The sequence below is a fragment of the Streptomyces sp. NPDC107498 genome (assembly GCF_055582805.1).
Map to the genome: position 1 here is coordinate 40,867 of NZ_JBVJPE010000015.1, position 21,553 is coordinate 62,419.

18 protein-coding genes are annotated in these 21,553 nt (G+C 69.1%); 9 read left to right on the forward strand and 9 right to left on the reverse strand.

What is annotated here, in order from left to right:
- Positions 1-18: 18 nt before the first annotated feature.
- Positions 19-2,373: a DUF6049 family protein gene (locus ACZ66Z_RS24745; RefSeq protein ID WP_469937396.1), complete on the reverse strand. Its 2,355-nt coding sequence runs from the start codon at positions 2,371-2,373 to the stop codon at positions 19-21.
- A 254-nt stretch (positions 2,374-2,627) separates the two neighbouring features.
- Between ACZ66Z_RS24745 and ACZ66Z_RS24750 the strand changes: the two genes are divergently transcribed.
- On the forward strand, positions 2,628-4,094 hold the full coding sequence (locus ACZ66Z_RS24750) for a CCA tRNA nucleotidyltransferase (protein WP_469937398.1): 1,467 nt from the start codon (positions 2,628-2,630) through the stop codon (positions 4,092-4,094).
- 76 nt (positions 4,095-4,170) lie between these two features.
- On the opposite strand, the gene ACZ66Z_RS24755 is transcribed toward ACZ66Z_RS24750, so the two are convergent.
- From ACZ66Z_RS24755 to ACZ66Z_RS24765, 3 genes are all read right to left on the reverse strand, one after another.
- Complete coding sequence (locus ACZ66Z_RS24755; RefSeq protein WP_469937400.1) at positions 4,171-5,442, reverse strand: MFS transporter; 1,272 nt, start codon at positions 5,440-5,442, stop codon at positions 4,171-4,173.
- Positions 5,443-5,517: 75 nt separating this feature from the next.
- Positions 5,518-6,600 carry an inositol-3-phosphate synthase gene (locus tag ACZ66Z_RS24760; protein ID WP_351176442.1) on the reverse strand — a complete coding sequence of 361 codons (1,083 nt, stop codon included), beginning with the start codon at positions 6,598-6,600 and terminating at the stop codon, positions 5,518-5,520.
- Positions 6,601-6,648: 48 nt separating this feature from the next.
- Positions 6,649-7,329: a PadR family transcriptional regulator gene (locus tag ACZ66Z_RS24765; protein WP_469937402.1), complete on the reverse strand. Its 681-nt coding sequence runs from the start codon at positions 7,327-7,329 to the stop codon at positions 6,649-6,651.
- Between the two features lie 371 nt (positions 7,330-7,700).
- Here ACZ66Z_RS24765 and ACZ66Z_RS24770 point away from each other — a divergent pair, with 371 nt between their 5' ends.
- Both ACZ66Z_RS24770 and ACZ66Z_RS24775 read left to right on the forward strand, forming a co-directional pair.
- Positions 7,701-10,460, forward strand: a complete 2,760-nt coding sequence (locus ACZ66Z_RS24770) for a transglycosylase domain-containing protein (RefSeq protein ID WP_469937404.1) — start codon at positions 7,701-7,703, stop codon at positions 10,458-10,460.
- 126 nt (positions 10,461-10,586) lie between these two features.
- On the forward strand, positions 10,587-12,092 hold the full coding sequence (locus tag ACZ66Z_RS24775; RefSeq protein ID WP_469937406.1) for a glycosyltransferase family 87 protein: 1,506 nt from the start codon (positions 10,587-10,589) through the stop codon (positions 12,090-12,092).
- A 95-nt stretch (positions 12,093-12,187) separates the two neighbouring features.
- On the opposite strand, the gene ACZ66Z_RS24780 is transcribed toward ACZ66Z_RS24775, so the two are convergent.
- From ACZ66Z_RS24780 to ACZ66Z_RS24790, 3 genes are all read right to left on the reverse strand, one after another.
- Entirely contained in the window at positions 12,188-13,219 is a 1,032-nt protein-coding gene (locus ACZ66Z_RS24780) for an alanine racemase (protein WP_469937408.1), read from the reverse strand.
- Between the two features lie 71 nt (positions 13,220-13,290).
- Positions 13,291-14,409: a lipid II:glycine glycyltransferase FemX gene (locus ACZ66Z_RS24785; RefSeq protein WP_030685738.1), complete on the reverse strand. Its 1,119-nt coding sequence runs from the start codon at positions 14,407-14,409 to the stop codon at positions 13,291-13,293.
- 119 nt (positions 14,410-14,528) lie between these two features.
- Entirely contained in the window at positions 14,529-14,831 is a 303-nt protein-coding gene (locus tag ACZ66Z_RS24790) for a hypothetical protein (RefSeq protein ID WP_469937410.1), read from the reverse strand.
- Between the two features lie 285 nt (positions 14,832-15,116).
- Between ACZ66Z_RS24790 and rpsF the strand changes: the two genes are divergently transcribed.
- The 4 genes from rpsF to rplI all read left to right on the forward strand — a co-directional run bounded on the left by rpsF (position 15,117) and on the right by rplI (position 16,824).
- The gene (gene rpsF, locus ACZ66Z_RS24795) at positions 15,117-15,407 is read left to right on the forward strand and encodes a 30S ribosomal protein S6 (protein ID WP_015034882.1); all 291 of its coding nucleotides are present in this window, start codon (positions 15,117-15,119) and stop codon (positions 15,405-15,407) included.
- 74 nt (positions 15,408-15,481) lie between these two features.
- Complete coding sequence (locus ACZ66Z_RS24800) at positions 15,482-16,066, forward strand: single-stranded DNA-binding protein (RefSeq protein ID WP_469937412.1); 585 nt, start codon at positions 15,482-15,484, stop codon at positions 16,064-16,066.
- 56 nt (positions 16,067-16,122) lie between these two features.
- On the forward strand, positions 16,123-16,359 hold the full coding sequence (gene rpsR, locus ACZ66Z_RS24805) for a 30S ribosomal protein S18 (protein ID WP_005315025.1): 237 nt from the start codon (positions 16,123-16,125) through the stop codon (positions 16,357-16,359).
- 18 nt (positions 16,360-16,377) lie between these two features.
- The gene (rplI, locus tag ACZ66Z_RS24810) at positions 16,378-16,824 is read left to right on the forward strand and encodes a 50S ribosomal protein L9 (protein ID WP_053640001.1); all 447 of its coding nucleotides are present in this window, start codon (positions 16,378-16,380) and stop codon (positions 16,822-16,824) included.
- Positions 16,825-16,983: 159 nt separating this feature from the next.
- Here the strand turns inward: rplI and ACZ66Z_RS24815 are convergent, their stop codons facing one another.
- Positions 16,984-18,321, reverse strand: coding sequence for an MATE family efflux transporter (locus tag ACZ66Z_RS24815; protein WP_469937414.1), 1,338 nt, complete (start codon positions 18,319-18,321; stop codon positions 16,984-16,986).
- A 440-nt stretch (positions 18,322-18,761) separates the two neighbouring features.
- Here ACZ66Z_RS24815 and dnaB point away from each other — a divergent pair, with 440 nt between their 5' ends.
- Both dnaB and ACZ66Z_RS24825 read left to right on the forward strand, forming a co-directional pair.
- Positions 18,762-20,225, forward strand: coding sequence for a replicative DNA helicase (dnaB, locus tag ACZ66Z_RS24820; protein WP_177181944.1), 1,464 nt, complete (start codon positions 18,762-18,764; stop codon positions 20,223-20,225).
- 106 nt (positions 20,226-20,331) lie between these two features.
- On the forward strand, positions 20,332-20,646 hold the full coding sequence (locus tag ACZ66Z_RS24825) for a hypothetical protein (protein WP_469937415.1): 315 nt from the start codon (positions 20,332-20,334) through the stop codon (positions 20,644-20,646).
- A gap of 22 nt (positions 20,647-20,668) precedes the next feature.
- Here the strand turns inward: ACZ66Z_RS24825 and ACZ66Z_RS24830 are convergent, their stop codons facing one another.
- A complete protein-coding gene (locus tag ACZ66Z_RS24830; RefSeq protein WP_469937417.1) occupies positions 20,669-21,463 on the reverse strand; it encodes a DUF6193 family natural product biosynthesis protein in 795 nt (264 codons plus the stop codon).
- Positions 21,464-21,553 lie beyond the last annotated feature (90 nt).

The window sequence follows — 21,553 nt, forward strand, 5'->3', positions numbered from 1 at the left end:
GACCGGCCACGACATCGCTCAACGGTCCACTTTCTCACCCTGGCCCGACGGGTCCCCGCTTTCGGGTCCGGTGTCCGGTGTCGGGTCACTCGGCTGCACGGGTTCGTCCCGGTGGGACTTCCCTTCGCCGGGCCCGTCCCGACCGGGCTCCGAAGCGGTGTCGTCCTCGGCGGTCTCGACGGCCTCGGCCTCGGCGGTCCGGGCGGCCACCCGCTTGCGCTGGCTGTACATGCGCACGCCGGCGAGGACGAGGAGGAGGACACCGCCGGCGATCACGAGCATCACCGTGGGGGTGATCTCGGAGACCTTCACGGTGAAGTTCATCGGCTGCCCGTACGGGGTGCCGTCCTCGGTGTAGAGCTGGGCCGTCATCGGCACCTGGCCGTTGACGTTCGCCGAGGCGGGGAACTTCACCGACTGGCTGTGTCCGCCGCCGACCTTCACCGGGAGCTCGGCGTACCTGTCGCCGTCCACCTCCAGCCGGTTCTTGTTGGCGGAGGTGAGGCGCAGCACCAGGTTGTCCACGCCCTGGAGCAGCTTGTTCTGGACGGTCACGGGGATCGTCGCGCTGCGGCCGGAGAGCGTGAGGTCCGACTTGTCGACGAGCTGGACGCCCTTGGTGAGGGTCTGGAGGTAGTCCAGGACGTTGTTCCGGTAGATCGCGGCCGCCCGGGCCTCACCGCGCCAGGAGGTCGACATCTCGCGGTTGATCGCGTTGCCGAACGGCGTCACGACGCGTTCCGGCTGGGTCAGGACGACCTTGAAGTCGTCCAGCTCGTCCCGGGTGGTCTTCATGTCGCGGAAGGCCTGGACCGGAAGCTCCCGGTCGCGCAGTTCCTTCGGGTAGCGGGAGCTGCTCGGCACCGCGGTGGAGGCGTCCGGGTCCGGCTTGGCCGCCGCGGCGGCGAGGAGGTCGCTCGGCTGGGTCCAGCGCCGGCCGGAGAGGCCCTTCAGGGCGGTCGCCATGGCCTGTGCCTGGGCACCGGTCGGCACCCGCTGCGGGGCGACCACGATGCTGCGCTGGTCCTCCGGCTGCTCCAGGGTGATCGCCAGGGACTGGGCGAGGAACTCCTGGACCGCGAGCGTGGAGGTCTCCGCGCGGACCATGTCCCCACCGAAGGCGGTGGACAGGAGCGCGTCGCTCACCACGGCCGTGGTGCTGCCGTTGCCGAAGGGGCGGGCGGCCGTGGGCGTGTAGGGGAGGTCGTCGCGGACGCTGTCGCTCCGGGCGATCACCTTGTCGGCGCCGGCCGAGGTCGCGACCGCCGTGATGGAGGGGTCCACGGCTCCGTCGGCGGGCCAGGCGAAGTCGGTGGACGCCTGCACGTGGAGGACGGTCTCCACCGTCATGCCCGCCAGGGCGGTCGCCGACTGGAGGTGCCCGAGGGAGCCGGGGACGTCCTTGCCCCGGTGGGCCAGCGAGGCCAGGTCGGGGTCCGCGAAGGGCAGGGCGACGACCTTGTGCCCCTGGACCGCCTTCTCCAGCGCGTCCAGCCACCGCTCGGCGACGGCCTGGTTCTTGCCGGGGACGTCCAGGTCGCCGTCCTTGACGCGGTAGCCGTTCGCCATGGCGTCGACGGAGGCCAGCAGGTCCGGGTCGACCACCCAGGTGACCGGCAGGTCCTTGCCCAGCGTGACCATCTGGTCCAGGCGCCCGCCCGGACGCAGCTCGGCCGCCAGCTGGTCGTCCTCGAACACCGGGGTCTGCTGGTCGTCCGTGGCCGTCTGCGCCGAGACGTGCGACGAGGCGATCAGCGGCCAGAGGTAGGTGAGCTGGGTCTTCTTCTCGGTGGCCTCCGGCTGGTACGGCAGGAAGGTCCGCTCGATGCCGAGCACCCGGTCGTACTGCCGGTCCGAGGTCTGTCCGGTGAGGGAGACACCCAGCTGGTAGACGCCCTCCTCGTCGAGCCCGAGCTCGGAGACGGGCACGGACAGCGAGAAGTCGGTGCTGAGACCGGCCCCCAGCCGGGGGATCTTGACGGTGGGGGCGTCCTCGAGGGGAGCGGGGTCGCTGTCCTTCCGGAAACCCGTGCGCCCCGTGATCTGCTCGATCTCGCTGCGGCTCGTCATCCTCGGTCCGACGCGCAGGTTCACGGTAGCGCCGGTGACGGTCTTCTTGCCCCGGTTGGTCACCGTGCCGGTGACGGTGACGGTGTCGCCCGCGACGGGAGCGTTCGGGGCCAGCGTGTCGAGTGACACATCCACGGTCCTGGAACCGACGCCGTCCTCGGCGGCGGCCGTCGGAGCGGCGACGACCGGGGCCTGGAGCAGGCCGGCGAGGAGCGGCGCCCCGAAGGCGACGGTGATCGTGCGCCGCAGCCATCGGCGGGCGGGTGAGGCACCGGTTCCCTGGATGTCTGCCGCCTCGGCCACGCCTCGCCCGTCCTCGTCGTTGTCTGTGGTGCCAGTGGTGTCGGTGGTTCCCGGTTGCTGTGTCCAGGCATGGTAACGAGGCACGCCGTGGGCAAGTGCCGGGGAGTGCTCCAGCCGATCTTCGACCCGATCTTCGACTCGCCGCCGCTGGCACCACCGCACGCCCCCGGCCGGCGGGGAGCGGACGCCGGGGGTCCTCGCCCGGCGGAAAACGAGGACATCGCGGTGAGCCGGGGCACGTACCCTTTTCTGTTGTGCCGAACGCCAACGAAGACACCCCGACTGCACTGAGCCAGGTGCAACGCCGCGCGGTCAGTGAACTGCTGCGTGTGTCCCCCGCCGCCGACGACCTCGCGCGCCGCTTCCAGGAGGCCGGGTTCAGCCTCGCGCTGGTCGGCGGCTCGGTGCGGGACGCGCTGCTCGGCCGGCTCGGCAACGACCTGGACTTCACCACCGACGCCCGCCCCGAGGACGTGCTGAAGATCGTCCGCCCGTGGGCCGACGCGGTGTGGGAGGTCGGCATCGCCTTCGGGACCGTCGGCTGCCAGAAGGACGCCCGCGTCGGAGACGCTGTTCAGCGCTTTCAGATCGAGGTCACCACGTACCGCTCGGAGGCGTACGACCGGACCTCCCGGAAGCCCGAGGTCTCCTACGGCGACTCCATCGACGAGGACCTCGTCCGGCGTGACTTCACCGTCAACGCCATGGCCGTGGCCCTCCCCGAGAAGGAGTTCATCGACCCGTACGGCGGTCTCGAGGACCTGGCCGCACGGGTGCTGCGCACGCCGGGCACGCCGGAGGAGTCCTTCTCCGACGACCCCCTGCGCATGATGCGGGCCGCCCGGTTCGCCGCGCAGCTGGACTTCGAGGTCGCTCCCGAGGTCGTGGCGGCCATGAGGGAGATGTCGGGCCGGATCGAGATCGTCTCCGCCGAGCGCATCCGTGAGGAACTCAACAAGCTGCTGCTCTCGGCGCACCCGCGGAAGGGCCTCGGACTCCTCGTGGACACGGGCCTCGCCGAGTACGTGCTGCCCGAGCTGCCGTCGCTGCGTCTGGAGAGTGATGAGCACCACCGGCACAAGGACGTCTACGAGCACTCGCTGACCGTGCTCGACCAGGCGATCGACCTGGAGGAGGACGGGCCCGACCTGGTGCTGCGCCTCGCCGCCCTGCTCCATGACATCGGCAAGCCGCGCACGCGCCGCTTCGAGAAGGACGGCCGGGTCTCCTTCCACCACCACGAGGTGGTCGGCGCGAAGATGACCAAGAAGCGCATGACCGCGCTCAAGTACTCCAACGAGATGATCAAGGACGTCTCCCGTCTCGTGGAGCTGCACCTCCGCTTCCACGGTTACGGCACCGGTGAGTGGACCGATTCGGCCGTGCGGCGCTACGTCCGTGACGCCGGTCCGCTGCTCTCGCGGCTGCACAAGCTGACCCGCTCGGACTGCACCACGCGCAACAAGCGCAAGGCGAGTGCGCTCTCCCGCGCCTACGACGGCCTTGAGGACCGCATCGCCCAGCTCCAGGAGCAGGAGGAGCTGGACGCGATCCGGCCCGACCTCGACGGCAACCAGATCCAGGACATCCTGGGCATCGCACCGGGGCCGGCGATCGGCCAGGCGTACAAGTTCCTGCTGGAACTCCGGCTCGAGAACGGGCCGATGGAGCACGACCGGGCCGTCGCCGCGCTCAAGGAGTGGTGGGCAGCGCGCGGCTGAGTCGGGACTGCGCCCGGACGGGCCCGTGTTTCACGTGAAACACGGATCCGCTCGATGCTCTGGAAGGGGTGGTGTTTCACGTGAAACACCACCCCTTCCGGCTTTCCCGGTGCAAGGCCACGGCGATCACCGCGTAGATCACGGCCACCAGCACGACCAGTAGGGGTGAGCGGCCGTCGGGCGGCAGCATCAGCGCCGCGACTCCCGCCGCCCCCACGAAGGCGATGTTGAACAGCACGTCGTAGAGGGAGAAGACCCTGCCTCGATAGGAGTCGGCCACGGCCGTCTGGACCACCGTGTCGGTCGCGATCTTGGCCCCCTGGGTGATGAGGCCGAGGACGAAGGCGGCGACGAGGAAGGGAGTCGGGGTGAAGGGCAGCCCGAGGGCCGGGACGAGGACGGCGGCCGCAGCCGTGCACACGGTCATCCAGCCGAAGGGCCCGAACCGCCCGACCGCCCAGGGCGAGAGGACGGCGGCCGCGAAGAAGCCGGCGCCGGACGTGGCGACGGCGAGTCCGAGGAGGGCGAGGCCGTCGGAGTCGGTGGAGCTCCAGGAGTAGCGGGAGAGCATGAGCACGGTGACGAGCAGGGCGCCGTAACAGAAGCGCATGAGGGACACCGCGACGAGTGCCCGGGCGGCGGGGCGTCGTTCGGCGAGGTGCCGCACCCCCGCGGCCAGTCCGTGGGCCGTCGACTTCAGTGCCGGGCCGAGGGACCGGGGTGCGGGGCCGGCATCGGGTCCGAGGAGCTCCCGGGACATCCGCAGGGAGGCGAGGGCGGCACAGAGGTAGAGGACGGCGCCGAAGGCCACGACGACCGCATCGGATTCGTCGGCGAGGAGCCGGACGCCGAACGCGAGGCCGCCGCCGATGGTCGCGGCGAGGGTGCCGGCGGTGGGCGAGAGCGAGTTCGCCATCACGAGCCGCTCTTCGTCGACGACACGGGGGAGCGAGGCGGAGAGCCCTGCCAGGACGAACCGGTTGACGGCGGTGACGGAGAGGGCGGAGGCGTAGAAGAGCCAGTCCGGTACGGAGGCGAGGACGAGGAGGGCGGTCCCGCAGGCCAGCAGGGCGCGCAGGAGGTTGCCGTACAGGAAGACCTGGCGGCGCTGCCATCGGTCGAGGAGCACCCCGGCGAAGGGCCCGACGAGCGAGTACGGGAGCAGGAGCACCGCCATGGCGGAGGCGATCGCGCCGGGTGAGGTCTGTTTCTCGGGGGAGAAGACGACGTACGTGGCCAGGGCCACCTGGTAGACGCCGTCGGAGCACTGGGAGAGCAGCCGGACGGCGAGCAGACGGCGGAAGTTCCTCAGGCGCAGGAGTACGCGCAGATCACGTACGACGGACATGGCAGCAAGACTCACATACGACGAGGGCCCCCGGGCAGTGCCTCGGGGACCCTCGATCGACAAGCGTGCGGCGCTTTAGCGCTCGACCTCACCCTTGATGAACTTCTCGACGTTGGCCAGGGCCTCGTCGTCGAAGTACTGCACCGGCGGGGACTTCATGAAGTACGAGGAGGCGGAGAGGATCGGGCCGCCGATGCCGCGGTCCTTGGCGATCTTCGCGGCACGCAGGGCGTCGATGATGACACCCGCCGAGTTCGGGGAGTCCCACACCTCGAGCTTGTACTCCAGGTTCAGCGGGACGTCGCCGAACGCGCGGCCCTCCAGGCGGACGTACGCCCACTTGCGGTCGTCCAGCCAGGCCACGTAGTCCGAGGGGCCGATGTGGACGTTCTTCTCGCCCAGCTCGCGGTCCGGGATCTGCGAGGTGACGGCCTGCGTCTTCGAGATCTTCTTGGACTCGAGGCGGTCGCGCTCCAGCATGTTCTTGAAGTCCATGTTGCCGCCGACGTTGAGCTGCATCGTGCGCTCAAGGCGGACACCGCGGTCCTCGAACAGCTTCGCCATCACGCGGTGCGTGATGGTCGCGCCGACCTGCGACTTGATGTCGTCGCCGACGATCGGGACGCCCGCCTCGGTGAACTTGTCGGCCCACTCCTTGGTGCCGGCGATGAAGACCGGAAGGGCGTTGACGAAGGCGACCTTGGCGTCGATGGCGCACTGGGCGTAGAACTTCGCCGCGTCCTCGGAGCCGACGGGCAGGTAGCAGACGAGGACGTCGACCTGGCGGTCCTTGAGGATCTGGACGACGTCGACGGGCTCCTCGGCGGACTCCTCGATGGTCAGGCGGTAGTACTTGCCGAGACCGTCGAGCGTGTGACCGCGCTGGACCGTGACGCCCTTGTTCGGGACGTCGCAGATCTTGATGGTGTTGTTCTCGCTGGCGCCGATGGCGTCGGAGAGGTCGAGGCCGACCTTCTTCGCATCGACGTCGAAGGCGGCGACGAACTCGACGTCACCGACGTGGTAGTCGCCGAACTGGACGTGCATCAGGCCGGGCACCTTGGTCGCCGGGTCGGCGTCCTTGTAGTACTCGACGCCCTGCACCAGCGAGGCGGCGCAGTTGCCCACGCCGACGATGGCTACGCGAACCGAACCCATTCCGGTTGCTCCCTGTGTGATCGTGGAAGCCCTGCTGTGCGCAGGGTTTCACTTGGCGGTGTCGTCGGACGGATCCGGCCGGGTACTGCCCCCGTGCCGGGGCAGGCCGCCCGTTTCTCCAGAATCGTTGTCGTGCCGAGCGGGGGCGTCCGGGCCGGATCGCTGATCCCGCCCCGCCCGCTCGCTCTCGATGAGCTCGTTCAGCCAGCGCACTTCGCGCTCCACGGACTCCATGCCGTGGCGCTGCAGCTCAAGCGTGTAGTCGTCCAGGCGCTCGCGGGTCCGGACCAGGGAGGCGCGCATCTTCTCCAGGCGCTCTTCCAGCCGGCTGCGGCGGCCCTCCAGCACGCGCATCCGCACCTCGCGCTCGGTCTGTCCGAAGAAGGCGAAGCGTGCCGCGAAGTGCTCGTCCTCCCAGGTGTCCGGGCCGGTGTGGGAGAGGAGCTCCTCGAAGTGCTCCTTGCCCGCCGGGGTCAGCCGGTAGACGATCTTGGCCCGGCGTCCCGCGAGCGACGCGGCGAGGGCCTCCTCGGGGGCGCTGCCCGGTTCCTCGATCAACCAGCCGTTGGCGACCAGCGTCTTGAGGCAGGGGTACAGCGTCCCGTAGCTGAAGGCCCGGAAGACGCCCAGTGAGGTGTTGAGGCGCTTCCGCAGCTCGTACCCGTGCATGGGGGCCTCGCGCAGCAGGCCGAGAACGGCGAACTCGAGGATGCCGGAGCGTCTGCTCATCCGTCGCCTCCTCCTCCGCCTTCGGGGCCCTTATGCCGTGCTGATGTATCGACTCGATACATCAGCACGATAGAACGGCCTCCCTGTCTCGACAAGCGGGACCACCGTGACCGGCGTCACATCATCGATTCGCGGCGGTCGACTTGCCTGATTTGGGGTGAACTCCGGCTCCAGGCGGGTTTTGGCCGTGCGTAGTCTGTGCGGCATGCAGATCACCGGGAACCGAGCGGCACCGTGGGACGTCAGTGCTGCGGGTGACCGGCTGCGACACGGGGGGGCCTCCGATGGGGTTCCCGCGTGCGCATTTCGGGGGGACCGGAACTCAACTGCCGCTTCCAGGCGTACGCGCCTGCCCGAGGAGTAGTCGTTCGATGAGCGAGCATCGTCGCAAAATGCCGCCGCAGCAGCCGCCGACGGGTGGTCGCGCGGCGGCACGGCGCGCTGCCCAGCAGCCGATGGGCCGCAGGTCGGCCCCGGCCCATGACGTCGGTACGGAGGCCCCTTCGGCCTCGTACGGACCCCCCTCCTCCCATGGAGAGGAGCAGCGTCCCTACGGCGGGCGCGCGGAGGCCCGGCGGGCCGCCCAGCGCGGCAGCCGCCGCAAGGGAGCCGATGCCGGTCCCGGTGGCCCCGCCGGCCCCGGTGGGGGCCGGCGCGGTGGCGGTGGCGGCGGTCGTGGTGGCGGTCCGGGCCGCGGTGGTGGCGGCGGTCGTCCGCCGGGCAAGAAGCGGATCATCGACTACCCGCGCCACAACAAGTACGGCTGGCGTCGCTGGATGCCGTCGTGGAAGCTCGTGACGGGCACGTTCCTGTTCTTCGCGGCGAGTCTGATGGGCGCTGCCGCGATCGCGTACTCGCAGGTGGACATCCCCAACGAGGCCGACACCGCGACCTCGCAGAACAACATCTACTACTGGGCCGACGGGTCCCGCATGGTCGCGACGGGCAGTGGCACCAACCGCCAGATCGTCCAGTTCGCGGACATCCCGAAGTCCATGCAGAACGCGGTGATCTCGGCGGAGAACAAGACCTTCTGGGACGACTCCGGCGTCGACCCCATGGGCATCGCCCGCGCCGTGTGGAACATGGCCAAGGGCGGCGAGACCCAGGGTGGTTCGACCATCACCCAGCAGTACGTGAAGAACAACCGCCTGGACGACCAGTCGCAGACCGTCACCCGGAAGGTGAAGGAACTCTTCATCTCCATGAAGGTCGGCAACGAGGTCGACAAGGACGTGGTCATGGCGGGCTACCTGAACACCTCGTACTACGGGCGTGGTGCGTACGGTATCCAGGCGGCGGCCCGCGCCTACTTCAACAAGGACGTCGGGAAGCTCAACGCCAGCGAGTCGGCGCTGCTCGCCGCGGTGCTGAAGGGCGCGACGTACTACGACCCCGCCGGTTACCCCGAGATCGACCCCAACGCCTCGGCCAAGGCGAACACCGAGCGGGCCACCAAGCGGTGGAGCTGGATCCTCGACGAGATGCAGAAGGACGGGCACATCTCGGCCGCGGAGCGGGCGAAGTACACCACCTTCCCCAAGGTCCAGCCGCCCCGGAAGAGCGCCAACCTGAGCGGTCAGATCGGCTACCTGGTCAGCACCGCCGACCAGAACATGAAGAACCAGTTCGGGATCACCGAGCAGCAGCTGCAGCGCGGCGGCTACGAGATCTACACCACCTTCGACAAGAAGAAGGTGGACAAGATGGAAGCCACGATCAAGAAGGTCATCAAGGAGAACATCGACCCGAAGAAGCGGCCGAAGACGGACACGCACGTCCAGTTCGGCGGTGCCTCCGTCGACACGGAGACCGGGAAGATCGTGGCCCTCTACGGTGGCGTCGACGCCACCAAGCACTTCCGGAGCAACGCCGACAGCACCGGTGCCCAGGTCGGTTCGACGTTCAAGCCCTTCGTGCTCGCCGCCGCGATGAAGGACGGCGTCCGGGACGAGAGGCTCGGCCCGGACCAGGACGCGTCCGAGCGCACGATCCTCGATCCGGACAAGAGCCTCTACAACGGCAAGGACGACCTGACGATCCGCAAGTACAACGGCGAGATCTGGCGGGACGACAACGGCGACGAGTGGAAGCAGAGCAACGACGAGAACGCCAGCTACGGCCCCATCTCCCTGCGCTACGCCATGATCAAGTCCGCCAACTCGCCGTACGTGCAGCTCGGCATGGACGTGGGCATCGACAAGGTCCGGGACGCGGCCATGAGGGCCGGCCTCCGCGAGGAGTCCCTCGTCAAGGGTGAGTTCCCCTCCTTCTCCCTCGGCGTCTCCAGCCCGAGCGCCATCCGCATGGCCGGTGCGTACGCCACCTTCGCCAACGAGGGCGAGCAGAACGACCCGTACTCCGTGGAGAAGGTCAAGCGGAGCGGCGTCGTCATCAACAAGCACGAGGGCAAGCCCAAGTCGGCCTTCAGCCCGGCCATCGCCAACAACGTCACCGACGTGCTCCGGTCCGTCGTGGACGACGACCGGGGCACCGGCACCAAGGCCCGGATCCCGGGCCGCCCGGTGGCCGGCAAGACCGGTACGACCGACGACAACATGTCGGCCTGGTTCGTGGGCTACACGAAGCAGCTGGCGACCGCGATCGACATGTACCGCTTCGACGACGACGAGACCAAGGAAGGCCGCAAGTTCGAGAAGATGTACGGCACGGGTGACCAGCCGGTCATCCACGGTTCGTCGTTCCCCTCGCGGATCTGGCAGGCCTACATGGCGGACGCCGTGGCGGACATGCCCGTCGAGGACTTCCCGAAGCCGGAGAAGCTGGAGGGCGCCAAGCCCGTCTTCGGCGGCGGCGCCCAGAGCCCGACGCCGACCCCGACGGCCACCCAGACGCCCACCGAGTCGGCGACGCCGACGACGACTCCCCCGACCACCCCGACGACGACTCCCCCGCCGACGCCGACCAAGACGCCGAAGCCGGGCAAGACGACCTGTGACGTCTTCGACTGGAACTGCCACCACCCGGGAGGCACGGGCGGCAACACCGGGGAGCCCACCACCACGCCACCCACCACCGAGTCGCCGACGCCGACGGACTCGCCGACGGACACCACCACCGGCGGCAACGGCAACGGCAACAAACCCGGGGACGGGACCTGGGTCCCCTGATCCCCGCGCCCCGCGCGGATGATCCGAGCACGCCCGGGAGCCGCCGCGTCCGCTCCGTACCTTCCGTACGGACCGGACACGGCGGCTCCCGCCGTTTTCCCGGGCACGTACGGCAGGATGTCCCCCATGCCGAGCCTCCAGAAGTCGAGCGCGCCGCGGGAGCGCTCGCAGACGGTCATCCCCACCCACCGGGACGAGGTGGCCGCCGCGGGCAGCGAACTGATCGGCGGCCCCTACGGACGCCGGGCGGCGGCCGGCACCGGGCAGCTGACGCCGGTGCGGGTGATCGCACTCGTGGCCCTCGGCATGTACGCCCTCGGCATGGTGCAGAAGCTGCCCTGCTACAACTGGGCCTGGTTCCGCGGAACGACCTCCCAGTACACCCACGCCTGCTACTCGGACATCCCGCACCTCTTCGTCGGGCGGGGCTTCGCGGAGGGCCTGGTCCCGTACTTCGACCGGCTGGGCGGCGACATACCGTTCCTGGAGTACCCCGTCCTGACGGGCCTCTTCATGGAGGTCGCGGCCTGGCTGACGCCCGGCGGCGGCGACACCACCCAACAGGAGCAGGCGTACTGGCTGGTCAACGCCGGCATGCTGATGGTGTGCGCGGCCGTCCTGGTGGTCTGTGTGGCCCGGACGCACCGGCTGCGCCCCTGGGACGGCCTGCTGGTCGCCCTCGCGCCCTCGGTCGCGCTCACCGCCACGATCAACTGGGACATGCTGGCCGTCGCGCTGACCGCCGCCGCCGTCCTGATGTGGTCGCGGAGCCGGCCGCTGGCCTTCGGGATCCTGCTGGGCCTGGCCACCGCCGCCAAGTTCTATCCGATACTGCTGCTCTGTCCGCTGCTGCTGCTCTGCTGGCGGGCCGGGAAGTGGCGGTCCTACGGGACCGCGGTGCTCGGCTTCCTGGGGTCCTGGCTGGTCGTGAACCTGCCCGTGATGCTGCTCGCGCCGGAGGGGTGGAAGCAGTTCTACCTCTTCAGCCGGGACCGGAACGTCGACTTCGGTTCGATCTGGTTGCTGGTCAGCCAGCGGACGGGTGACGTGATCACGCCGGGCCGGGCCAATCTGTACGCGCTGCTGCTGATGGCGGTGGCGGTGGCGGGCCTCGTGTTCCTGGCGCTCACGGCGCCCCGCAGGCCGCGCTTCGCCCAGCTGGCCTTCCTGGTCGTCGCCGCCTTCGTCCTGACGAACAAGGTCTACTCGCCGCAGTACGTCCTGTGGCTGGTCCCGCTGGCCGCGCTCGCCCGGCCGCGCTGGCGCGACTTCCTGGTCTGGCAGGCCTGCGAGGTCATGTACTTCGTCGGCATCTGGATGTACCTGGCGTTCACGTCCGGCGGCGAGAAGCAGGGCCTGCCGGTGGACGGCTACCAATTCGCGATCGTCCTGCACCTGCTCGGCACGCTGTACCTCTGCGCGATGGTCGTCCGCGACGTCCTGGCGCCCGAGAAGGACCCGATCCGGCAGGACGGCGCGGACGACCCCTCCGGGGGCGTCCTGGACGGCGCCGGGGACGTCGTCGTCATGGGCAGGGCGGCCCACCCGGCCCGGCACGCCGCCCCGGCCGTGGAGGAGGGCCAGCGGGTCCGCTGGGGCATCGTCGACGACCCCTGGGCCGCCCCCGAATAGGCACGGCGACACGCGCACGGCGATCACCCCCGGGAGCAGGACTCCCGGGGGTGATGCGTTTCGGCGGGCTCCGCCGGGTGCTGCCTCCGGTCGGCTCAGCGCTCGACGAGGCGGTCGAACTGCGTCGTGGTGTGGCGCAGGTGCGCCACGAGCTCGTCGCCCACCCGGGGCTCCTGGGCGTCGGCCGGCACGAACAGGATCGACACCTGCATGTGCGGCGGCTCGGCGAACCAGCGCTGCTTCCCGCTCCAGACGAAGGGCGAGAGGTTCCGGTTGACGGTGGCGAGGCCCGCCCGGGCGACGCCCTTGGCGCGCGGCATGACGCCGTGCATCGCCTTCGGGGCCTCCAGGCCCACACCGTGGGAGGTGCCGCCGGCCACGACGACCAGCCAGCCGTCCGACGCGGCCTTCTGCTGGCGGTAACCGAACCGGTCGCCCTTGGCGACCCGGGTCACGTCGAGGACGGCGCCCCGGTACTCCGTGGCCTCGTGGTCGCCCAGCCACAGCCGGGTGCCGATCCGGGCGCGGAAGCGGGTCTGCGGGAACTGCTGCTGCAGCCGGGCCTGCTCCTCGGCCCGCAGGTGGCTGACGAACATGGTGTGCAGCGGCAGCCGGGCGGCCCGCAGCCGGTCCATCCAGGCGATGACCTCCTCGACCGCGTCGGTGCCGTCCGGGCGGTCCAGGGGCAGGTGGAGGGCGAAACCCTCCAGACGGACGTCCTCGATGGCGGCGTGGAGCTGCTGGAGCTCCTCCTCGCGCACGCCGTGCCGCTTCATCGAGCTCATGCACTCGATCACGACCCGGGCGCCCACCAGGGCGTGGACGCCGTCCACCGACGACACGGAACGGATCACCCGGTCGGGCAGCGGAACCGGTTCCTCACCCCGGCGGAAGGGGGTGAGGACCAGCAGGTCGCCACCGAACCAGTCCTTGATCTTCGCGGCTTCGTACGTGGTGCCCACGGCGAGCATGTCGGCACCGAACCGGGCCGCCTCGTCCGCGAGCCGCTCGTGTCCGAAGCCGTACCCGTTGCCCTTGCACACCGGGATGAGCCCCGGGAACTGGTCGATGACGGTCTTCTGGTGCGCCCGCCAGCGAGCGGTGTCGACGTAGAGGGAGAGCGCCATGGCCGGCCCGGAACCTTTCTGATGGCAGCGGTGGGTCAGAGGTGTGTACGAGTACGAAGCCTACGGAACGGTCAGCGGCGCGACATGTAGATGTCGAGCGCCTTGTGCAGCAGCTTGTTCAGCGGGAAGTCCCACTCGCCGACGTACTCGACGGCCTCGCCGCCCGTGCCCACCTTGAACTGGATGAGTCCGAAGAGGTGGTCGGTCTCGTCGAGCGAGTCCGAGATGCCCCGCAGGTCGTAGACGGTCGCGCCCATGGCGTACGCGTCGCGCAGCATCCGCCACTGCATCGCGTTCGAGGGGCGGACCTCACGGCCGATGTTGTCGGAGGCGCCGTAGGAGTACCAGACGTGCCCGCCGACGACGAGCATGGTCGCGGCGGAGAGGTTCACCCCGTTGTGACGGGCGAAGTAGAGCCGCATGCGGTTGGGGTCCTCGTTGTTGAGGACGGTCCACATGCGCTGGAAGTACGAGAGCGGGCGCGGCCGGAAGTGGTCGCGGACGGCCGTGATCTCGTACAGCCGCTGCCACTCGGCCAGGTCCTCGTAGCCGCCCTGGACGACCTCGACGCCGGCCTTCTCGGCCTTCTTGATGTTGCGGCGCCACAGCTGGTTGAAGCCCTTGAGGACGTCGTCGAGCGAGCGGTTCGCGAGCGGGACCTGGAAGACGTAGCGGGGCTGCACGTCGCCGAAGCCGGCGCCGCCGTCCTCGCCCTGCTGCCAGCCCATCTTCCGCAGCCGGTCCGCGACCTCGAAGGCGCGCGGCTCGATGTGGGTGGCCTCGACGTCCTTGAGGCGCTTGACGTCCGGGTCCTGGATGCCGGCCTTGATGGCGGCCGAGTCCCAGCGGCGGATGACCACCGGCGGGCCCATCTTCACCGAGAAGGCGCCCTGCTGCTTGAGGTGCGCCAGCATCGGCTGCAGCCAGTCGTCGAGGTTGGGCGCGTACCAGTTGATGACCGGCCCCTCGGGCAGGTAGGCGAGGTAGCGCTTGATCTTCGGCAGCTGGCGGTAGAGCACCAGGCCGGCGCCGACGAGTTCGCCGGACTTGTCGAACCAACCGAGGTTCTCCGAGCGCCACTCGGTCTTCACATCAGCCCATGCCGGGACCTGGCAGTGGCTCGCGGCGGGCTGGCTCTGGATGAATGCCAGATGCTGCTCACGGCTGATGGTCCTCAGGGTCAGGCTCATGCGGGGCGCTCCTCGGCAGGTGTGTCCCCATCGGTCAGGGGCTCCGGCTCTCGCGCCGAAGCCTACTGTGACCGAGGAGCGCCCCGAATGGGTGTGTCTGCGCCGACGCGCGGTCGTTCTCAGCCGAAGAGGCCGCCGTACGCCATTCCGAGGTAGAAGCCGACCGCCGAGGCGCCGAGCCCGATGATCATCAGGAAGCGTTCGCGTGTCGTCACGGAGATGAACTGGCCGTACGCGCCGGTCAGGATGCCGATCAGACCCGCCCAGGAACTCAACAGGTGCAGGTTGTGGAACTGCGCCGTCACGAAGGAGAGGATCCCCAGGGCCAGTGTGACGCCCATCAGCGCGTCCTGGAGCGGGTGGGGCTTGCCGTCGGTCGCGAAGAGGGAGTGGCCGGGGTCGCGTCGCATTGCCTGTGCCATGGGGCACCTCCTGGCGTGGCTACCGGAAGGCGGCGCGTCCCGGCGCCGCCCACATCCGTTGTGTACAGATTGCGTCCCCTCTCCGGGGAATTTCAACCGCAAGCCGATGTGCGGGTACTCTGTACAGCTGCGCCGGTGTCTGCCCAGGTCCCTCCGGGATCCCCGACAGCGCTCCTCGCTCGCCGAGGGGGTCTGTCAGTGGTGGCGGATACCGTTGCTTACGCATCACGACCCTCCTGCCACGGAACGACCGTGGCCGCTGAGTCCAAAGGAGGTGGGTTCCACATGCGTCACTACGAGGTGATGGTCATCCTCGACCCCGATCTCGAGGAGCGCGCTGTCTCCCCGCTGATCGAGAACTTCCTCTCCGTCGTCCGTGAGGGCAACGGAAAGGTCGAGAAGGTCGACACCTGGGGCCGTCGTCGTCTCGCCTACGAGATCAAGAAGAAGCCCGAGGGCATCTACTCGGTCATCGACCTGCAGGCCGAGCCTGCGGTCGTCAAGGAGCTCGACCGCCAGCTCAACCTGAACGAGTCGGTCCTCCGGACCAAGGTCCTCCGTCCCGAGACCCACTGAGCTTCTAGCTCAGAGGTCATCGGGTTCGAGTAGCAACGAAGCAGCCAGAAGCAAACCCGCCGAGAGGTTCCCCCATGGCAGGCGAGACCGTCATCACGGTCGTCGGCAATCTTGTCGACGACCCCGAGCTGCGCTTCACCCCGTCCGGTGCGGCGGTCGCGAAGTTCCGTATCGCGTCCACCCCCCGCACCTTCGACCGTCAGACCAATGAGTGGAAGGACGGCGAAAGCCTCTTCCTGACCTGCTCGGTCTGGCGTCAGGCGGCGGAGAACGTCGCGGAGTCGCTCCAGCGAGGCATGCGCGTCGTCGTGCAGGGCCGGCTGAAGCAGCGGTCCTACGAGGACCGTGAGGGCGTCAAGCGCACGGTCTACGAGCTGGACGTCGAGGAAGTCGGCCCCAGCCTCAAGAACGCCACGGCCAAGGTCACCAAGACCACCGGTCGCGGCGGCCAGGGCGGATACGGCGGCGGTGGCCAGCAGGCCGGCGGCGGTGGCGGCTGGGGTGGAAACTCCGGCGGTTCCCAGCAGGGTGGCGGCGGTGCTCCCGCCGACGACCCGTGGGCGACCGGCAGCCCCTCCGGCGGCGGCCAGCAGGCCGGCGGCGGTGGCGGCTGGGGTGGAAACTCCGGCGGCGGCTACTCGGACGAGCCCCCCTTCTAGGGCACGCCCTGGAAGCAGCTCGTACCCCCACTTCTTGATCACACAGGAGAAACACCATGGCGAAGCCGCCTGTGCGCAAGCCTAAGAAGAAGGTCTGCGCGTTCTGCAAGGACAAGACCGCGTACGTGGACTACAAGGACACGAACATGCTGCGGAAGTTCATTTCCGACCGCGGCAAGATCCGTGCCCGCCGCGTGACCGGCAACTGCACGCAGCACCAGCGTGACGTCGCCACGGCCGTCAAGAACAGCCGTGAGATGGCGCTGCTGCCCTACACGTCCACCGCGCGATAAGGGAAGGGTGACCGAGAAATGAAGATCATCCTCACCCACGAGGTCTCCGGCCTCGGTGCCGCTGGCGACGTCGTCGACGTCAAGGACGGCTACGCTCGCAACTACCTGGTCCCGCGCGGTTTCGCGATCCGCTGGACCAAGGGCGGCGAGAAGGACGTGGCGCAGATCCGCCGCGCCCGCAAGATCCACGAGATCGCGACCATCGAGCAGGCCAACGAGATCAAGGCCCAGCTCGAGGGCACGAAGGTGCGCCTGGCCGTTCGCTCCGGCGACGCCGGCCGTCTCTTCGGCTCCGTGACCCCGGCCGACATCGCCTCGGCGATCAAGACCGCGGGTGGCCCCGACGTCGACAAGCGTCGCGTCGAGCTCGGTTCGCCGATCAAGACCCTGGGCTCGCACCAGGTGTCCGTGCGTCTGCACCCCGAGGTTGCCGCGAAGCTCGGCGTCGAGGTCGTCGCCGCGTAACGCTGCCCTTGGCAGTCTGCGCTCAGCAGTGAGGAAGGGCCGCACCCCTCGGGGTGCGGCCCTTCCGCTGTTCGCTCTTCCTTCGGCTGCGTGCTTCCGCTGCTTCCTTCCGCTGTCTCTTTCGGCGTTTCTTCCGGCGTTTCACGTGAAACAGGGGCCTCAGCGGGTGGCGCCCGTGACGATCCAGCGGCCGGAGCGCATGCGGAACCAGAGGGTGCCCATCCGGACCGTCATCATCAGGGCCATCGCCCACCAGAGTGCCGTCAGCCCGCCGCCGAGCGTCGGGACCAGAAGGGCGACCGGGGCGAAGACCGCCAGCGTGAGCAGCATCGCCCAGGCCAGGTAGGGGCCGTCTCCCGCGCCCATCAGGACGCCGTCGAGGACGAAGACGACCCCGGAGACCGGCTGGGAGATCGCGACCACGAGCAGGGCCGGGAGCAGGGTGTCCTGCACGGTGGCGTCGCCGGTGAAGAGCGGGGCGAACAGGGGTCGGGTGACGACGAGCAGCGCACCGAGCACCACCCCCGAGAGCACGCCCCACTGGACCATGCGGCGGCAGACCTGGCGCGCCCCGTCGGCGTCGTCCGCACCGAGGTAGCGGCCGATGATGGCCTGGCCCGCGATGGCGATCGCGTCGAGTGCGAAGGCCATCAGGCTCCACAGGGACAGGATGATCTGGTGGGCGGCGACCTCGGCGTCCCCGAGCCGGGCGGCGACGGCCGTGGCGATCATCAGGACCGCGCGCAGGGAGAGCGTACGGACCAGGAGCGGGACGCCGGCCTGGGCGGAGGCGCGTATGCCGGCCGGGTCGGGGCGGAGGGAGGCGCCGTGGCGCCGGGCGCCCCGTACGACCACGACGAGGTAGACGGCGGCCATGCCGTACTGGGCGATGACCGTGCCCCAGGCGGAGCCGGCGATGCCCAGACCCGCGCCGTAGACCAGGCCGGCGTTGAGCGCGCCGTTGGCCGCGAATCCGGCGATGGCGACGTAGAGCGGCGTACGGGTGTTCTGGAGGCCGCGCAGGACGCCGGTGGCGGCCAGGACCACCAGCATGGCGGGGATGCCGAGGCTGGAGATCCTGAGGTAGGTGACGGCGTACGGGGCGGCGGTGCCCGAGGCCCCGAAGACGTCGACGAGCCACGGTGCGGTGGGCAGGGTCAGCGCCACGACGGCGGCGCCGAGGAGGAGCGCCAGCCAGATGCCGTCCATGCCCTGGCGGATGGCGGCCTGGAGGTCACCGGCGCCCACGCGCCGGGCGACGGCGGCCGTGGTGGCGTAGGCGAGGAAGACGAAGACGCTGACGGCGGTGGAGAGCAGTGCCGCGGCGATCGCGAGGCCCGCGAGCTGTGGCGTGCCGAGGTGGCCGACGATGGCGCTGTCGACCATGAGGAACAGCGGCTCGGCGACGAGAGCACCGAAGGCCGGCAGGGCGAGGGAGACGATCTCGCGGTCGTGCTGTCGGCGGGTGGTCTTCGAGGTCGCGGGAGCCTGAGTCATGGGCTCAATCTAATCTTCCACAGGTAAGAGATGCAATGCGTTAGTGATCCTTACTTTCCGCTGGTGCGGGACTTCGGGTGTGGGCCGTTTGTTCTGATCTTGGCCCCGGGGGACAACTTTTTCTCCCCCACAGCCCGTGGATGGAAAAACTGCAGGTCAAATGGGTGAGGTCGGGGGGGCTATGAGTTTGTCCACATGGCTGTCCCCCGCTCCGTGCACAGGATCCGGCGAGTTCTCCACAGCATCTGGCCCGTAACCCACAGGGCCTGTGGATAACCAGATTGGCTGGGGCTCTCCACAGGCCTACCGTGGTCCGGCGCCCGACGCGTCAGAAGCGGTCGCGCAGCCACTCGTCGATCAAGGCGTGGCGTAAGGAAGAGTGGCACGGCGAGGTCCGCGGAGCGGACGGGAGGAGGTGCTTGGTGAGCGTTCCCGAGCCCATGGACGACCCCTGGGCCGACAGCGGACCGAGCGACCGGCTGCCCACCCGTACCCGTGGCGAAGGGCGCGGCCGTGGCCGTGGCCGCGACGACCAGCACGAGCGGGGCGGCGAGGGCCCCTGGGACGGCGGGCTCTCCGCCTTCGAGCGCGTTCCCCCGCAGGACCTCGACGCCGAGCAGTCCGTCCTCGGCGGCATGCTGCTCTCCAAGGACGCCATCGCGGACGTCGTGGAGATCATCAAGGGCAACGACTTCTACAAGCCCGCCCACGAGACCGTCTACGCGGCCATCCTCGACCTCTACGCCAAGGGTGAGCCGGCCGACCCGATCACGGTCGGCGCCGAGCTCACCAAGCGCGGCGAGATCACCCGCGTCGGCGGCGCCTCCTACCTCCACACCCTGGTCCAGTCGGTCCCGACCGCGGCCAACGCCTCGTACTACGCGGAGATCGTCCACGAGCGCGCGGTCCTGCGCCGCCTCGTGGAGGCCGGCACCAAGATCACGCAGATGGGTTACGCGGCCGACGGGGACGTCGACGAGATCGTGAACTCGGCGCAGGCCGAGATCTACGCCGTCACCGAGCAGCGCACCACCGAGGACTACCTGCCGCTCGGCGACATCATGGAGGGGGCGCTCGACGAGATCGAGGCGATCGGCTCCCGCAGCGGCGAGATGACCGGTGTGCCCACCGGCTTCACGGACCTCGACTCGCTCACCAACGGACTGCACCCGGGCCAGATGATCATCATCGCGGCCCGTCCCGCCATGGGTAAGTCGACCCTCGCCCTGGACTTCGCCCGGGCGGCCTCCATCAAGCACAACCTGCCCAGCGTCATCTTCTCCCTCGAAATGGGCCGCAACGAGATCGCGATGCGCCTCCTCTCGGCCGAGGCCCGGGTCGCGCTCCATCACATGCGCTCCGGCACGATGACCGACGAGGACTGGACGCGACTCGCCCGCCGGATGCCGGACGTCTCCCAGGCCCCGCTGTACATCGACGACTCCCCGAACCTGTCGATGATGGAGATCCGCGCGAAGTGCCGCCGGCTCAAGCAGCGCAACGGCCTCAAGCTCGTCATCATCGACTATCTGCAGCTCATGCAGTCGGGCGGTTCCAAGCGGCAGGAGAGCCGTCAGCAAGAGGTCTCCGACATGTCGCGAAACCTGAAGCTCCTCGCCAAGGAGCTGGAACTGCCGGTGATCGCGCTCTCCCAGCTGAACCGTGGTCCCGAGCAGCGCACCGACAAGAAGCCGATGGTCTCCGACCTGCGTGAGTCCGGCTCGATCGAGCAGGACGCCGACATGGTCATCCTGCTGCACCGCGAGGACGCCTACGAGAAGGAGTCGCCGCGCGCGGGCGAGGCGGACATCATCGTGGGAAAGCACCGTAACGGCCCGACGGCCACGATCACCGTGGCCTTCCAGGGCCACTACTCGCGTTTCGTGGACATGGCCCAGACCTGATCCCGATCTGTGTGGGATCTCAAATCCCGTGTCGGAATCTCACCGGCGATGTCGGACGGAAGTCGGATCCGACATCGCTGTAAGACTGGCCCGGCATCATGGCCTGGTGACCACATGGATACGCTGCTACTGGGATGAGGAAGACACCTGGTTCTACTTCGAGATCGACGCCGAAGGCTGGGTGATCCGGCAGGTCGAACTCGAAGGGCCTGAGCTGACCCCGGTCGCAGCTGCCTCCCTCGCCGAGTGGCAGCGAGCCCGCGACGAAGGCCGCCTCGACGAGTACGACAGCAGGTTCGGGATCACAGCCGAACAGCCCGTCTCCGAGTGGGAAGGCCACGATCCGGAGCAGCTGACCTCCGACGAGTTCGAGGAGGTCTGGAACTCCGCCCGTCGGCAGATCGCAGCCCGGCCGTCATGAGATCGGACGGGCGGAGGAGGAACTACGAAGACTGTTGATCGTTGACAGTGCCGGCGACTGCTGGTCCGCAGTTCGCCGGAAGCCCGCCCACCACCAAAGCGATCGCGTGCTCAGCGGTGTCCGCCTCACCGATCACTCTTCCTCGTGAGGGGCCGCAGACTCGATATCGTCCGTCGCTCAGCGGATCGATGAACGGCACGTCCCATGAGTACGGGAACCCAGTGCAGGTTGTGAAATGAAGCGACCAGTGGCTGGTGAACGGAAGCAACTGGCGCAGCTGTGGTTCGGCATGCGCAAGCTCGGCAACCTTCAGCGTCCGATGGGTGAGCTCCTGGCGGTCCGAATCTCGGCGCAGGCCTTCAAGGAGCAAGCGCCACTTCACCGCGACTGCCTCGGCCGGACCCTTTTCATGGGCTTCGGCCAGCTCGGTGACCTTGACGAATGGGCTCACCTCGCGGATCTCTTTGAGCCTCAGGCCGTTCCGCCATGCCTCCAGGGCCCGTGCCATCTCGCCCAAGTCCTGAGTCGCGCCCGAGACCAACTGCACCCCCATGGACCAACCGCTGAAGATGAACCACCGCTCCACAGACCCCAGGCTGATCCAGCACGCCTCACGGTCAGCCACCGTGCTCTCGACGCCTGCCGACCGGAGCGGGTTCGAATCATCCACAAGAACCCTGCCTAGGGAGAGACCGAGCTCAGCAGCCACGGCTTCCAGCGCTCCGGCGAAGCTGCCGACGGACGCCAGGTCTGGATACAAGGAAGCGTCGGCCGGGAGTGGCTCATGCCGGGCAGGGGGCGTCGCGTTTGAGGTCACCGAGGCAGTCTGCCCCTCGTGCTGTCGGGCGGACGTCGGGTCCGGCAGCGCGGTGAGGCACCGTGGGGGTGTGCCGCGGCAGGGGCGCCG